This window comes from Paraburkholderia sp. BR10882, assembly GCF_040948855.1.
Taxonomy (GTDB): Bacteria; Pseudomonadota; Gammaproteobacteria; order Burkholderiales; family Burkholderiaceae; genus Paraburkholderia; species Paraburkholderia nodosa_A.
In genome coordinates this window covers 57,445-71,034 of sequence record NZ_JBFPKP010000014.1, presented here as the reverse complement: position 1 = coordinate 71,034, position 13,590 = coordinate 57,445, and the positions used below count along the sequence as shown (strand labels likewise).

Here is a 13,590-nt window from a genome sequence, read left to right as displayed (position 1 = left end):
CGGCGATCGCTGACACAGGCGGCCCTCCCCGCAGCGCTAACCTCCCGTCTGGAATCCTAACGACGCCGCCTTGGCGCGCAGGTCCGCGAAGCGGTCCACGTTCGGGTTGGTCGCGAGCTGCGACTGATCGATCGACGACACCGGATTCGACGGCGACACCCCGGGGATCCCCGAGCACTCCCCGCCGAATGTGCCTTGGGCAATCGTGAACGCAGGCGCGTCTGTGCGCGGCGCATCGGTGAAATCGAGCGCATAGGCGAGATTGAAGGTCGCCGAATCGCTGCTGCGCACGCCGAGCGGCGGCAAGCCGAAGCGCCATTGCAGCAGCGCGTGAATCGAACTCGGGTCGAACGGATAGCGCGTGACCGTGCCCGCGCGAACGCGCGGCCCCAGCAGCGCGAGCGGCACGCGAAAACCCAGCTTGCCGTCGTTGCCGAGCGCGAGCTCGTTCTTGCTGATCGGCCTCGTGGGCGGCACCACGTGCTCGAGAAAGCCGCCCCACTCGTCATACACGACGATCATCAGCGTGCGGTTCCAGGTCGGACTCGTGCGCAGCGCTTCGTACACCTGCCCGAGAAACGCCTCGCCGTTGCGGATGTCCGCGTGCGGATGATCGTCCGCGGAAGTGCCTTGCGGCTCGCCCGCGAATGCCGGATCGACCATGCAGAACGGCGGCAGCGTACCCGTCCCGGCATGCGCGACAAAATCCGCAAACGGACGCGAAATGCCGACATGGCGCCTGCCGTAAAGCGCCGTGAACGGCACGTCGTGATAGTAGTAGTTGCAGCCGATATTCGCGGCGCTGAGCCTGTCCCAGATCGTGGGGAGAGTCGAATTGTCGATACTGTCGTCGAGGCGATCCGTGGCGCCGCTGTGCAGATAAAGGCGATTGGGAAACGTGCTGGTGAGGATGCCGGTGAAGTAGAAGTCGCCGATCGTGTAACTGCTCGCGACCGCGTCGAAGAACTGCACATCGGCCGAAGTGTAGTAACCGATGGGCAGCAAGTCGCCCTGATGCAGGCTCGTGCCGGGTGTGAGGAGAAAGCCGTTCATCGCGCCCGAAGCGAGTTGCGTACGCGCGCCGTCGTAGCTGTGATTGGGGTCCTGGTACGCGCACGCCTGGTAGCCATAGGCGGAATTCGCTGCGAGCGAAAACGGCGTTTGCGTCGCGCCGAACGCGTCCTTGAACTGCCGGTTCGCGGGCATGCCTTCGGCGCCCGGCACCCAGCCGAGGAAGTGGTCGAAGGAACGATTTTCCATCGTGACGAGCACGATGAAGTCGATGCCCGAACTCGCGGGATTCGGCAACGCCGGACGCGGCAAGCTATAACGGTCAGCGCCGTCCGGCGAGGGAACGTCGCCGACCGAGGGCGCGGGCGCGTCGCCGTTCTGGCCGGCCGGGTCGTCACCGCCTCCGCCACCGCAGCCCGATAATGCAACGCTGCCGGCAACCGCCGCTACGCCGGCAAGAAAGCGGCGCCGGTCGTATCCGTGATGCGGGCTATTGTCGTCTCCCATGACACGTCTCCTGGTTGGATGCGGCGCTGGCAATCCGCCCGTGCCTCGCTGCCGCGAAGCGAAACGCGCTCGCGACGGCGAGCAGCGGACGGCCTTTGCCCGCAAGCCTCGCGCCCGCTGTGGTGCAGCCAGGACACGCTCGGAGTGTGGCGATGAGAGAGGAGGACGAGGGAGGTCAGGATGCGTGCGGCAGGGTCACGACACTTCGATGAGCGCCTTGATGCGCTCGGCCTGCCCGGCATCGACCGGGTTGTAGGCGATCATGTGCAGGTCGGGCCGGCCATCGACGGAAAACGCCGATTGCTCCAGCGCGATCAGACCCAGCGTGGGATGGTGCAAGCGCTTCACGTGGTCGGCTTCTGCATGTGCCGGCACTTCGTTCTCGCGCCACAGTGCGTCGAACTCGGGGCTCATGCTGCACAACTCGTCGACGAGCCCGCCGAATGAATCGGAATGGAAAGCCTGTTAGTCATCTTACTATGATGAACTCACTACTTTAACGGTATAGAGAATTTGGAGAAAGTACGCCAGTCATGACCCAGGAGAGATGACCATGCGTATTTTTCTAACTGGCGCGACCGGCTTCATCGGCTCGGCGCTCGTGCCGGAACTCATCGAAGCCGGTCACGAAGTGATCGGCATGACCCGTTCCGAAGCCGGCGCACAGGCGCTCGCCAGGGCGGGTGCACGCGTGCATCGCGGCACGCTGGAGGAACCGGCAAGCCTGCGCAGCGGCGCGGAGCAAGCGGACGCCGTGATCCACACGGCCTTCGACCACGACTTTTCGCGCTTCGTCGAAAACTGCGAAAAGGACAAGCGCGCCATTGCGGCGCTCGGCACCGCCCTCGCCGGCTCGGATCGTCCGCTACTGATCACGTCCGGCACGGGCATCGGCAACGCCCAGCCAGGCGAACTGGCCAGCGAGGACGTCTTCAATCCGGGCCATCCCAACCCGCGTATTGCGTCCGAGCTGGCTGGGCAGGTACTGTTGGAACAAGGGCTCAATGTAGGCGCGGTGCGGCTGCCCCAGGTCCACAACCCGTTCCGGCAGGGGCTCATTACGCCGCTCGTCGCGATCGCCCGCGAGAAAGGCGTTTGCGCCTACGTGGGCGACGGCCAGAACCGCTGGCCGGCGGGCCACCTCTCCGACGTCGTGCGCCTTTATCGGCTCGCCGTTGAAAAAGGTCAACCGGGCGCGCGCTACAACGCGGTTGGCGAAGAAGGCGTGACGAGCCGCGCAATCGCCGAGGCGCTAGGCCGCGGGCTCGGCCTGCCGGTCGTTTCGATCGCGCCGGAGGAGGCAGCCGCGCATTTCGGCTGGATGGGGATGTTCGTCGGCCTCGACATGCCCGCTTCGAGCGCGCTCACCCAGGCGCGGCTAGGCTGGCGCCCGACCGGTCCCTCGCTGATTGCCGATCTGAACGAAGCGCGCTTCGCCGAGGTGGGAGCGTCGACTTGATCCGGCAGCAATCCTGAATATCCTCACCTCACCGTCTCGTGGTCGACGACGCCATCGCCGCGCTTACGCGGGGTCGCGTCGCGCGTCATGCGCGCGCAACGCCACGGCGAATCTGCCTGGCTCCCAGTCCTCATGCAGCGCGCGCTGCATGAGTGCCTGCTGGCTTTCTGGCGCGAGGCCCCCCAGAGGCGGGTCCCGGTCGAGATTCGTGGGAAACGGATAGCCTTCGGCGCACGAAGCGATGACCGCCATTGTCGCGAGTTCGTCTGCAACGCCCAGGCCCTTCCTGCGCCACTCGCGCAGCACGGGATAAATCGCCTCGCACATGCTCGCACGGTCGAGCGCTTCCATTGCGCGCCCCATTGCCGACGAAACCTGCAGCAGATTCGCCATGCGCTGCACGTCGGCGGTGCGGTTCGCGCCCGCCGCATGAAATAGCGCGGGATTGAAGAACAGGGCGTCGCCCCTGGTAAGCGGCAACTGTACGCAATGCGTTTCGAAGTACGCGCGGAAATCGGCTCGCCGCCATGCAAGATAGCCCTCGGCATAGCGTTGCGAGTACGGCAGGAGTTTCGTCGGCCCGCTCTCGACCGGCATGTCGCTGTGCGCCACCGCCCCCTGGAGCGTGAGGAAAGCGGATACATGATGCACGTGCGCCGGATAACGCTGCGCCTGCTCGATCGTCTGGAATCCCAGGTGATAGTCGCGGTGCGCTTCCTGTGCCGCGCCGCCCGGCCGCACCACGTTGACCTGCGAAGTCATCTGATAGCACGGTCCGAGCCACGCCTCGCACACGGCCATGAGCGGCAGATTTGCGAAGTAGTCGACGAACACGGCAGGCGCTTCGAGACAGAGCTTCTGTTGCGCATTCCAGATGCGGTCGTTTGCGCCCGCCTTCGCGAAATGGTCCGCGCCGCTCGTGCCCTGCTCCCGCTCGGCCCGGATGATGGCTTCGAACACGGCGGTGGCATCGTCCACGGGCTGCGTATTCGCGTAGGCGCGCTCGAGCACCAGCACGCCGGCGCCGTCGCGCAGCACATGCGCCCATTCCGCCTGCAACTGCGCGCGCCGCGCCGCGTCGTGCAGCGCGCCTTCGAGCGCCACGCAGTCGTAGACGGGAATGCGCTGCCTCACATCGCAGGCGTAACGCAACGGGCTGCCGTCGTCGCTCAGTCGGTTCACGAAGGCGTCCAGCGAGCATTCGCGTTCGACGTACCATTGCCGCCCCAAATCCGCCACCGGTATTTCGTGCTGGTCCATGCGTCTGCCTCCGTGTTGGATCAAGCATAACGTCGGCACCCGGCGCCGTGGATACCAAAAATCTATCAAAACCGCATCAGGAAGGCGGCGGCAGGGCTGCGTGCGCCACCTCACTCCAGCGGAAAGCCATCCTTGAACGTCTGCCGCAGAAACTCCGTAAAGTGCTTGACCGCTCGCGGCACTTGCGCCCCATACGGCCGCACGACGTGCAATTGCGAAGCGAACGCGCCCACGGGGCGCCAGTTGGGCAGCAGCACGACGAGCTTGCCGGCCTGCAGCGCGGCCTGCGCGCTGAAATCGGGCAACAGCGCGATGCCGAGATGTTCCAGCGCCGCGTCGCGCAACGCCTCGCTGTTGTTCGCCGAGAACGGGCCGTTCACCGTCACTGTCTCGCGCGCGCCTTCTGCGCGGCGGCCGGCTTTCTCGAACGACCACACGCCCGCGCCCAGCGGGCGCGGATAGAACAGACAGTCGTGCTGCGCCAGATCGGCGGGCGTTTGCGGCGTGCCTCGCTGCCTGAGGTAAGGCCGCGTGGCGACGATGACCGAGCGCGTGTCGCAGAGCTTCCAGGCCACGTGGGTTTCCGGCACCTGCGCGCTATGGCGAATCGCGAGATCGAACCCTTCGGTCGCAATCGAGCTGAGCCGGTCGGAAAGCTCCAGTTGCACGCGCACTTCGGGATGCGTGCGCGAAAAGTGCGCGAGACGCGGCACCAGTTGCTGGCGCGCGAAGGCGACCGGCGCAGTGACGCGCACCGTGCCGCGGGCGACGTCGGCCATCTCGCGCACGCTCGCGAAGCTCGCGGCGATGCTGTCGAACTGCGCGCGCGTGTCCTCCACGAGCCGCAGCCCCGCCTCCGTGAAGCGCACGCTGCGCGTGGTGCGCTGCACAAGCGGCACGCCCGCCACGCGCTCCAGTTCCGCGATGCGCTGGCTCACGGCCGCCTTGCTCACGCCCAGGCGCGTCGCCGCCGCGGTATAGCTGCCCTGGGTGGCCAGCACATTGAGCCAGTGTAAATGCGTCCAGAGTGCTTCGACTCGCTGTGTATCCATCGATAAAAAGTCCGCGTCAAAACTCGTGAATCCCGCGTCGATACTAGCATGCCGTTCGCGCACTTTTCACAGACTACGCCAGTGATTGTTCACAGCTGAAAACAATCAATTCAGCGCCAGCGTCTTTCCTCGCCCCCGCACCCTCCGTAGACTGGCGGCACGCACTCACCTAACGAGGAGATGACATGCAGGCCTATACCGATTCCGCAGACGTAGTCCACTTCATCGGCGGCAAGACCGAGCGCGGCACGGGCGACCGCACGCAAGCGATCTTCAACCCCGCGACCGGCGCCGCCGCGCGCCGCCTCGTGCTGGGCGAAGTCGCCGACGTGGACGCCGCCGTGGCGAGCGCGAAAGCTGCGTTCCCGAAGTGGCGCGACACGCCGCCCATTCGCCGCGCGCGCGTCATGCTGCGGTTCCTCGAGCTGATGAACCGTCACGCGGACGAACTCGCGGCGATCATCACGGCCGAGCACGGCAAGGTCTTCTCCGACGCGCAGGGCGAAGTGGCGCGCGGTATCGACGTGATCGAATTCGCCTGCGGCATTCCGCAACTGCTCAAGGGCGACTACACCGAACAGGTTTCCACGGGCATGGACAACTGGACCGTGCGCCAGCCGCTGGGCGTGGTGGCGGGCATCACGCCGTTCAACTTCCCTTGCATGGTGCCGTGCTGGATGTTCCCGGTGGCGCTCGCAACCGGCTGCACGTTCATCCTCAAGCCTAGCGAGCGCGACCCTTCCGCTTCGCTTTTCATGGCGCGTCTGCTCACGGAAGCCGGCCTGCCCGACGGCGTGTTCAACGTCGTGCAAGGCGACAAGGCCGTGGTCGACGCCCTGCTCGCGCACCGCGACGTGAAGGCCGTGAGCTTCGTGGGCTCCACGCCGATCGCGAACTACATCTACGAGACCGGTGCGAAGCACGGCAAGCGCGTGCAGGCGCTCGGCGGCGCGAAGAACCACATGGTCGTGATGCCCGACGCGGACCTCGACAAGACCGTGGACGCGCTGATCGGCGCGGGCTACGGGTCGGCCGGCGAGCGCTGCATGGCGATCTCGGTGGCCGTGCTGGTGGGCGATGTGGCCGACAAGATCGTGCCGCGCCTCGCCGAGCGCGCACGCAGCCTCATCGTGAAGAACGGCATGGAAGCCGACGCGGAAATGGGCCCGATCGTCACGAAGCAGGCGCTCGAGCGCATCGAAGGCTATATCGCGAGCGGTGTGGAAGAAGGCGCGAAGCTCGTGGTGGACGGACGCGGCCTCGAGGTGCCGGGCCACGAAGCAGGCTTCTTCACCGGCGGTACGCTGTTCGACAACGTCACGCCCGAGATGCGCATCTACAAGGAAGAAATTTTCGGACCGGTGCTCGCCTGCGTGCGCGTGAAGGATTTCGCCGAGGCCGTGGAATTGATCAACGATCACGAGTTCGGTAACGGCGTCGCCTGCTTCACGAGCGACGGCCACGTGGCGCGCGAGTTCGGCCGCCAGATCGAAGTGGGCATGGTGGGCATCAACGTGCCGATTCCGGTGCCGATGGCATGGCACGGCTTTGGCGGCTGGAAGCGCAGCCTCTTTGGCGACATGCACGCGTATGGCGAAGAAGGCGTGCGCTTCTATACGAAGCAGAAGTCGATCATGCAGCGCTGGCCGGAAAGCACCGAAAAGGGTGCGGAATTTTCGATGCCGGTGGCGAAGTAACAGTTGTCGGGCCTGCGTGAGTTTGCGTGGCGTGGACACTGGCCTCGCGGTCGCATCAAAGGACGCCATTCATGCTTTGATGAAGTGTCACTGATCGTCACGACGCATGACACGTCGGCAGTGCGAGACGCGCTGCGCACGGTCAGTCCGGTTGCGCGCCGAGCATGCGCGAAATATCCGCGACGAGCGCATCCACCGCCACGCGCACCTTCGACGGCATGTGACGCGCCTTCTGCCGCACGACGTGCACTTCGTCGCCCATCACGCTCTTGCTGTCCATGACGAGTTCGAGTCGACCGTCGCTCAAATACGGGCTCATGAGCCAGCACGGCAGCCACGCGAGACCGGCGCCGGCGGCGGCGGCATCGGCGATCGCCAGCAGGTCGTCGAAGCACAGCCGCGACGCGAGCCGGCATTCCTCGATCTCGCCGCCGGGCCCGCGCACGCGCCACGCCGGGCTCTGTCCCGCTCGGCCATAGGCGATGCCTGTGTGAGTGGCGAGGGCTGCGACGTCCGCGGGCTTGCCGTGTTGCGCGAGATACGCAGACGACGCGCAGATACCCATGCGCTGCACGCCAAGCCGGCGCGCGACGAGCGTGCCGTGGTCGGGCAGCGTGCCGATGCGTACGGCCAGATCGAAGCCGTCCTCGACGAGATCGGCCACCCGGTCGCTAAACGAGAGTTCGACATTCAGACGCGGATGCTCCTCCACGAGCCGCCGCACCACGGGCGCCACGCACTGGCGTCCGAACAGCACCGGCGCGCTGATCCGCAAGCGCCCCGCAGGCTCGCGCCGTCCGTGATCGAAGGCGGCTTCCACGGCGCTCAGTTCCCCCAGCACGCGGCGGCACTGCTCGTAGTACGCGTGGCCTTCGTCGGTGAGGCTCAAGCTGCGCGTGGTCCGCTGCAGCAGGCGCACGCCCAGGCGCTGTTCGAGCCGCGCGACGATCTTCGCGACCGCCGAGCGCGTCACGCCAAGGCGCTCGCCCGCGGCGGAGAAGCTGCCCGCGTCCACCACGTCTACGAATTCGGCCACGCCGTTCAGGCGATCGTTCATATCCCCTCCTTTTGTATCCACCGCGGCGACAACCAAGCTCCGGAATCTCACCAATGTCGCCTCGCAAGCAACACTATCATAGGTGCTCCCACTCGTACTGGAGCAGTCATGAACGCATGGAAACTGAAGGCCGGCAGCGGCCATGGCGCACTCGCGCGCACCGACTTCACGCCGCGCGCGCCCGGTCCGCATGACGTGGTCGTGAAGATTCACGCAGCCTCGCTCAACTATCGCGACCTGATGTTCGCGCGCGGCGATTACCTCGGCCTTGGCGACACGCCGCTCGTGCCCGTCGCCGACGGCGCGGGCGAAGTGGTCGAAGTCGGTGCGGCCGTCACGCGCTTCAAGCCCGGCGACCGCGTGATCAACACCTACTTCCCGCGTTGGGTGGATGGCCCACCCACACCGTGGAAAGTGCGCGAGTCGCCCGGTGCGCAATTCGACGGGGTGCTCGCCGAACGCTTCGTCGCTGAGGAAACCTCGCTCGTCTCGATTCCCGCGCACCTGAGCTACGAGGAGGCCGCAACGATCTCGTGCGCCGGCATCACCGCCTGGAACGCGATCTTCGCCGATGGCGGCGCACGGCCCGGTGCGACCGTGGTGCTGCTCGGCACCGGTGGCGTGTCGATCTGGGGGCTGCAACTCGCCCACGCGGCGGGCTTGCGGACCATCATCACCTCTTCGAGCGACGAGAAGCTCGAACGCGCCCGCACCCTCGGCGCGAGCGAGACCATCAACTATCGTTCGCATCCCGAATGGCAGGACGAAGTGCTGCGGCTCACGGGCGGCGAAGGCGCGGATATCGTCGTGGAAGTGGGCGGACGCGATACGCTGCCGCGCTCGGTAGCGGCCGCGAAGATGGGCGGGCTCGTTTCGATCATCGGCGGCGTGACGAGTTTCGCGGGCCCCGAATTGGGGTTGCTATCGGTGATCGGCGGTATCAAGCGTCTGCACGGCATCATGGTCGGCAGCCGCACGATGCTCGACGACCTGACGCGTTTCGTCGCCGCGCAGCAGATTCGCCCCGTGGTGGATCGCGTGTTCGCTTTCGAGGAAGCGCCCGAAGCTTACGCGTGGCTGGAAGCCGGCAAGCATTTCGGCAAGGTCGTGATACGCGTGGCCTGAGAGCACGTGCGCAGAAAAGCGAAGCGGGCACGCATAGTGCCCGCTCCGTTCTTCTTGTGCCGGTCGTTCTAGAAAACCGGATGCCCGTTGATCACGCTGGGCAGCCACGTCGAGAAGAACGGAAAGTAGGTGACCAGATTGATCGCGCTAAAAATCGCGAGATAGTATGGCCACGCGACCTTGGTCGTCTCCCCGATCGACACATCGCCGATGGCGCAGCCGATGAACTGCACCGAGCCGATTGGCGGATGCACGAGGCCCAGCGCGCAGTTCAGCAGGATCATGATGCCGAACTGCACCGGGCCCACGCCGCTATGCATGGCGAGCGGCAGGAAGAGCGGCGTCGTGATGAGGATGTGCGCCGCCATGTCGATGAACGTGCCCAGAAACACCTGGATGATGTTGATGTAGAGAAGCATCAGCCAGGGAAGGGTCGTGGCATGTTCGAGCACGCGCTCGATGGCCTCCGGAATCTCCAGATAAGCCATCTGATAGCGCAGCATGTTCGACACCGCGATCAGCAGCAGCACCACGCCCGTGGTCTTGGCCGCACGCGAGAGGGCGAAGAACAGCTTCTCCTTCGTCATCGAGCGATACACGACCACGGTGAGCGCGAGCGAATACACCACGGCAATCGCGGCCGCTTCGGTGGCGGTCGCAATGCCCCGCGCCACGCAGAAGAGAATGATCGCGATCACGAACAGGCCAGGCAGCGCGCCGAGGAACGCCCGCACCACGGCGAGCCAGCCGGGAAACACCTGCAGCCTGGTCGAGCCGTCCGCGCTGCGCGGATAGCCGAAGCGGCGCGCCTGCCAGTAAGCCGCAATCAGCACGAAGCCCATGACCCACAACACCGGCAGCAGGCCCGAGAAAAGCAGGTCGCCAATCGACACGCCGCTCATCTGCTGGCCGTTCAGCGTGCCCGTAATGCCTTGCGCCGCGAACGCATAGATGATCATGTTGGTCGAGGTGGGCATCAACGCGCCCGCCAGCGACGAGTGCGTCGTCACGTTGACGGCATAGGCCGCGCTATAGCCTTCGCGCTTCATGAGCGGAATGACCACGCCACCCATCGCCGACGTATCGGCGGAAGGCGAACCGGAAACGCCGCCGAACAGCGTGCACGCGACGACATTGGCCATGCCGAGTCCGCCACGGAAATGTCCCACTGCAGCCTGGGCGAAGCGCAGGATGCGGTCGGCAATGCCGCCGTGCAGCATCAGCTCGCCGGAGAAAATGAAGAAAGGTACCGCGAGAAACGAAAACGCGTTCATGCCCGAGATCATCGACTGCATGGCAGTCGCGGCCGGCAGTCCTTCGTAAAGGTACGTGCTGACGCAGGCGAGACCGAGGGAGAAAGAAACCGGCACCCCAACGGCGAGGAGCACCAAAAAACTGAGCGAAAGAATTGCGAGTTCCATGTTTGCCCTACTTTGCCTTGCGTACGAACAGCGCCAGAAGATGCTCGAGCGAGAACAGCACGATGCAGGTACCGGCCACGACCGGTATGACATAGCGCACCGCTTCCGGTATGCCGAGAATCGCGATGTGGTCATCCATGGTCGTGTCCGCCATTTGCAGGCAGCCGAAGAAAATCGCCACGCCAAGCGCGATCAGGCAGAGGTGCTGGAACGCCTCGGCGATCAGTTGCCCACGCGGGGAAAGCTTCTTGACGAGCGAATCGAGACCGATATGCCCGCGCTCGCGAACCTTGAGCGCGGCGCCGAACATGGCGATCGTGACTACCAGCAGCAACGCGACCGGCTCGACGAAATCGGGTGCGCTCTCGAACACGTAGCGCATGATCACGCCGTAGAAGACGAGAACCGTCAGCGCGGCGAGCGCAACCGAGGCAACGATCGTCAGCAGGCGAAACAGCAAATCGTTGGGGAGTTTCAGGAAAGTCATGATCCATCCTTGCACGGCACACACTGCACAACGGCGTTCTTCCGGCTCCGCGCCGCTTGTGACGCGGAGCCCCGGGCTTTAGTGAATCGCCTGGATTTCGTCCACAATCTTCTTCATGTCGGCCGTCTTTTCATACTTCGTCCAGACCGGCTGCATGGCCTTCACGAAGGCCGCGCGATCGACCTGCGCGGCCGGAATGATGGTCGCGCCGCCCTTTTCCACCGTCTTGCCCGCCGTGTCTTCGCGCGCGGTCCAGAGCTTCACGTAGTACGGCACCGAGTCGGCTGCGGCCTTCTTGATGATCTCCTGCTCCTGCGGCGTGAGCGTGTCCCATACCTTCTTCGAGAACACCAGCACCTCCGGGGTCATGGCATGGTCCGTCTCGGAATACACCTGCGCCACTTCGTAGTGCCTGGTTTCCTCGTACGACGGCAGGTTGTTTTCCGCTGCATCCACGAGGCCCGTCTTCAGGCCCGTATAGACTTCGGCGAACGGCATCGGCGTGGGCGAGCCGCCCATCGCCTTGATTTCGTCGACCATGAGGTCAGACGGCTGCACGCGCACCTTCAGGCCCTTCATGTCGGCCGGCGACTTGATCGGACGCTTCGCGTAGATCGAGCGCGCGCCGCTCTCGTAGAAGGTCAGCGCAATCATGCCCTTGGCCTTGAACGCGTCGAGAATCTTCTGGCCTTCGGGGCCGTACATCACCTTGCGGAAATGGTCGATGTCGCGAAAGAGGAACGGCAGCGAGGGAATCATCGATTCCGGCACGATCTCGTTGAACGCGGCGCCATTGGCGCGCACCATGTCGAGCGCGCCGATACGCACCTGATCGATCGTATCGTTCTCCGAACCGAGTGCGCTGTTGCCGAACACCTTGATGGAATCCTTGCCGCCCGTGGCCTGCGAAATTTCCTCGCCCATGTGCTTGAGCGCCATATTGGTCGGGAAGGTGTCGCTGTGCACGTCGGCGACGCGGAACACGCGCGCGTGCGCAGCGCCTGCGGTGAGCGCCAGCGCCGCCGCCAGAACGGTCATTGCGGTCTTCGCGGTGCGTGCACCCTGTGAGTTGCGAAAGGTCTTTTTCATTGCTTGCCCCAAGAATGGAAGAGTTGTTTTCGAGCCGTGTTTGGGCTGATTCGCTGGCCAACCGGGTGTCTCAGAACCGGTGGTGGGTGATACCTGCGTGAAGGACGACGCAAAGGTGGGGTCGGGCGCCGGCAATCGCCACCCCGACCACAGCGCACTTCGACCGGCGCGTGTTCTCCGCCATTTTCCGATCTCCTTTTGTTCTTCCCGTGCCATTTCTGGAAAACGTTTTCTCGAAATTTAATGCGTTCCCTTCAAAATGGCTAGTAGGTAGTTACGCGGAGCGAAGCACGGTTGGCGCGGCCCAGTTGGCGTATCGGAAACAGGCGTGGCAAGGCCGCCGGCCGTTGTTTGGCGGCCAGCGCGGGGGATCTACAGCGATCAGGGAATCAGCGACAGGCGACGGTCGAGTCGCGCACGACGAGGCGGGGTTCGAGCACGACCTGCTCGACATCGGCGCGGCCGGCCAGGACGTCGATGAGCTTTTGCATGGCCAGTTCGCCCATGCGCTCGCTCTGCCCGTCGATCGTGGTCAGGCGCGGCTCGACGTATTCGCCATAGGGCACGTTGTCGATGCCGGCAACCGAGACGTCCTGCGGCACGCGAAAGCCGAGCGACCTGGCCTCCTTCATGAAGCCGAGCGCAATGAGGTCGTTGTAGCAGATCACCGCCTGCGGGCGTTTCGGGCCGAGCATCACCCGCGAGCAGGCGTGCTCGCCCGCCTGGGCGGTCGGCGCGTGCGTTTCGTAGACATCGAGCGTGAGGCCGGCCTCGGCCAGCGCCTCGGTGGCGCCGGCAATACGCTCGTCGTTGATGGTCGCCGCGGCGAAGCCCAGATAGGCGATATGCCGGTGCCCGAGATTGAGCAGATGACGCACCAGCATAGACGTCGCGAGCCGGTTGTCGAAACCGACGGTGGGCATGTCGAGCCCGCGCACGGTCCTGAGCATGACGACCGGCTTGCCCAGATTCATCGTCCACCGGGCGATTTCCTCGGAAGCCCGCGAGCTGACGATGAGCCCGTCCACGCGCGGCGCGAGCGCTTCGATGAGCGAGCGTTCGCGGGCCAGATTCTCTTCGGCGTCCACGAGAAGCAGCGTGTAGTCGTGCTGGAGCGCCACGCGGTTCGCGCCCTTGACCACGTTCGTGAAGTGCGGGTTCGCGATGTCCAGAATGGCGATGCCGATGGTGCGCGTGCGCCCCGTGATCATCGAGCGCGCCAGCGGATTGGAGCGGTAGCCGAGCAGCGCGATGGCGTCCTTGACCTTCGCTTCCACCGCCGGCGAAAAGCGCTGGGTGCCGTTCACGTACTTCGATACCGTCGCGACCGAAACGCCGGCCATGGCGGCGACATCGCGAATCGTCGGGGAACCACTTTTCATAGATCGGCAACGCCAGGGAGGATCGACGGCGAGCATTGTCGCA

General features: G+C 65.0%; 11 protein-coding genes and 1 pseudogene. 3 read left to right on the top strand and 9 right to left on the bottom strand.

Annotated elements, in window-relative coordinates; translation table 11 throughout:
• Window positions 1–36 precede the first annotated feature (36 nt).
• Complete coding sequence (locus AB3X99_RS28895; protein ID WP_069266649.1) at window positions 37–1,518, bottom strand: alkaline phosphatase family protein; 1,482 nt, start codon at window positions 1,516–1,518, stop codon at window positions 37–39.
• Window positions 1,519–1,713: 195 nt separating this feature from the next.
• Window positions 1,714–1,959: pseudogene (locus AB3X99_RS28890) on the bottom strand (transcriptional regulator); the annotation flags it as partial.
• Window positions 1,960–2,071: 112 nt separating this feature from the next.
• Between AB3X99_RS28890 and AB3X99_RS28885 the strand changes: the two are divergent.
• Window positions 2,072–2,977, top strand: coding sequence for an SDR family oxidoreductase (locus AB3X99_RS28885; RefSeq protein WP_069266720.1), 906 nt, complete (start codon window positions 2,072–2,074; stop codon window positions 2,975–2,977).
• A gap of 63 nt (window positions 2,978–3,040) precedes the next feature.
• Here the strand turns inward: AB3X99_RS28885 and AB3X99_RS28880 are convergent, their stop codons facing one another.
• Complete coding sequence (locus tag AB3X99_RS28880; protein ID WP_368618852.1) at window positions 3,041–4,237, bottom strand: phytanoyl-CoA dioxygenase family protein; 1,197 nt, start codon at window positions 4,235–4,237, stop codon at window positions 3,041–3,043.
• A gap of 110 nt (window positions 4,238–4,347) precedes the next feature.
• Window positions 4,348–5,289 carry a LysR family transcriptional regulator gene (locus AB3X99_RS28875; protein ID WP_342948781.1) on the bottom strand — a complete coding sequence of 314 codons (942 nt, stop codon included), beginning with the start codon at window positions 5,287–5,289 and terminating at the stop codon, window positions 4,348–4,350.
• 185 nt (window positions 5,290–5,474) lie between these two features.
• Here AB3X99_RS28875 and AB3X99_RS28870 point away from each other — a divergent pair, with 185 nt between their 5' ends.
• Window positions 5,475–6,986 carry a CoA-acylating methylmalonate-semialdehyde dehydrogenase gene (locus AB3X99_RS28870; protein WP_368618851.1) on the top strand — a complete coding sequence of 504 codons (1,512 nt, stop codon included), beginning with the start codon at window positions 5,475–5,477 and terminating at the stop codon, window positions 6,984–6,986.
• Between the two features lie 142 nt (window positions 6,987–7,128).
• Here AB3X99_RS28870 and AB3X99_RS28865 read toward each other — a convergent pair whose 3' ends face one another.
• Window positions 7,129–8,043: a LysR family transcriptional regulator gene (locus AB3X99_RS28865; protein ID WP_069266654.1), complete on the bottom strand. Its 915-nt coding sequence runs from the start codon at window positions 8,041–8,043 to the stop codon at window positions 7,129–7,131.
• 108 nt (window positions 8,044–8,151) lie between these two features.
• Here AB3X99_RS28865 and AB3X99_RS28860 point away from each other — a divergent pair, with 108 nt between their 5' ends.
• Complete coding sequence (locus AB3X99_RS28860; protein WP_368618850.1) at window positions 8,152–9,168, top strand: NAD(P)-dependent alcohol dehydrogenase; 1,017 nt, start codon at window positions 8,152–8,154, stop codon at window positions 9,166–9,168.
• A gap of 68 nt (window positions 9,169–9,236) precedes the next feature.
• Here the strand turns inward: AB3X99_RS28860 and AB3X99_RS28855 are convergent, their stop codons facing one another.
• The 4 genes from AB3X99_RS28855 to AB3X99_RS28840 all read right to left on the bottom strand — a co-directional run bounded on the left by AB3X99_RS28855 (window position 9,237) and on the right by AB3X99_RS28840 (window position 13,547).
• Window positions 9,237–10,589: a TRAP transporter large permease gene (locus AB3X99_RS28855; protein ID WP_069266656.1), complete on the bottom strand. Its 1,353-nt coding sequence runs from the start codon at window positions 10,587–10,589 to the stop codon at window positions 9,237–9,239.
• Window positions 10,590–10,596: 7 nt separating this feature from the next.
• Complete coding sequence (locus AB3X99_RS28850; protein ID WP_368604437.1) at window positions 10,597–11,076, bottom strand: TRAP transporter small permease; 480 nt, start codon at window positions 11,074–11,076, stop codon at window positions 10,597–10,599.
• A 78-nt stretch (window positions 11,077–11,154) separates the two neighbouring features.
• Window positions 11,155–12,114 carry a TRAP transporter substrate-binding protein gene (locus AB3X99_RS28845; RefSeq protein WP_368618921.1) on the bottom strand — a complete coding sequence of 320 codons (960 nt, stop codon included), beginning with the start codon at window positions 12,112–12,114 and terminating at the stop codon, window positions 11,155–11,157.
• A 440-nt stretch (window positions 12,115–12,554) separates the two neighbouring features.
• Entirely contained in the window at window positions 12,555–13,547 is a 993-nt protein-coding gene (locus tag AB3X99_RS28840) for a LacI family DNA-binding transcriptional regulator (RefSeq protein WP_069266659.1), read from the bottom strand.
• Between the last annotated feature and the right edge of the window lie 43 nt (window positions 13,548–13,590).

Excerpts from the sequence above, each read along its gene's own strand:
- AB3X99_RS28845 (WP_368618921.1), bottom strand. The coding sequence starts at position 12,114 with ATGACCGTTCTGGCGGCGGCGCTGGCGCTCACCGCAGGCGCTGCGCAC.
- AB3X99_RS28840 (WP_069266659.1), bottom strand. The coding sequence starts at position 13,547 with ATGAAAAGTGGTTCCCCGACGATTCGCGATGTCGCCGCCATGGCCGGC.
- AB3X99_RS28870 (WP_368618851.1), top strand. The coding sequence starts at position 5,475 with ATGCAGGCCTATACCGATTCCGCAGACGTAGTCCACTTCATCGGCGGC.
- AB3X99_RS28850 (WP_368604437.1), bottom strand. The coding sequence starts at position 11,076 with ATGACTTTCCTGAAACTCCCCAACGATTTGCTGTTTCGCCTGCTGACG.
- AB3X99_RS28865 (WP_069266654.1), bottom strand. The coding sequence starts at position 8,043 with ATGAACGATCGCCTGAACGGCGTGGCCGAATTCGTAGACGTGGTGGAC.
- AB3X99_RS28875 (WP_342948781.1), bottom strand. The coding sequence starts at position 5,289 with ATGGATACACAGCGAGTCGAAGCACTCTGGACGCATTTACACTGGCTC.
- AB3X99_RS28855 (WP_069266656.1), bottom strand. The coding sequence starts at position 10,589 with ATGGAACTCGCAATTCTTTCGCTCAGTTTTTTGGTGCTCCTCGCCGTT.
- AB3X99_RS28860 (WP_368618850.1), top strand. The coding sequence starts at position 8,152 with ATGAACGCATGGAAACTGAAGGCCGGCAGCGGCCATGGCGCACTCGCG.
- AB3X99_RS28895 (WP_069266649.1), bottom strand. The coding sequence starts at position 1,518 with ATGGGAGACGACAATAGCCCGCATCACGGATACGACCGGCGCCGCTTT.
- AB3X99_RS28885 (WP_069266720.1), top strand. The coding sequence starts at position 2,072 with ATGCGTATTTTTCTAACTGGCGCGACCGGCTTCATCGGCTCGGCGCTC.
- AB3X99_RS28880 (WP_368618852.1), bottom strand. The coding sequence starts at position 4,237 with ATGGACCAGCACGAAATACCGGTGGCGGATTTGGGGCGGCAATGGTAC.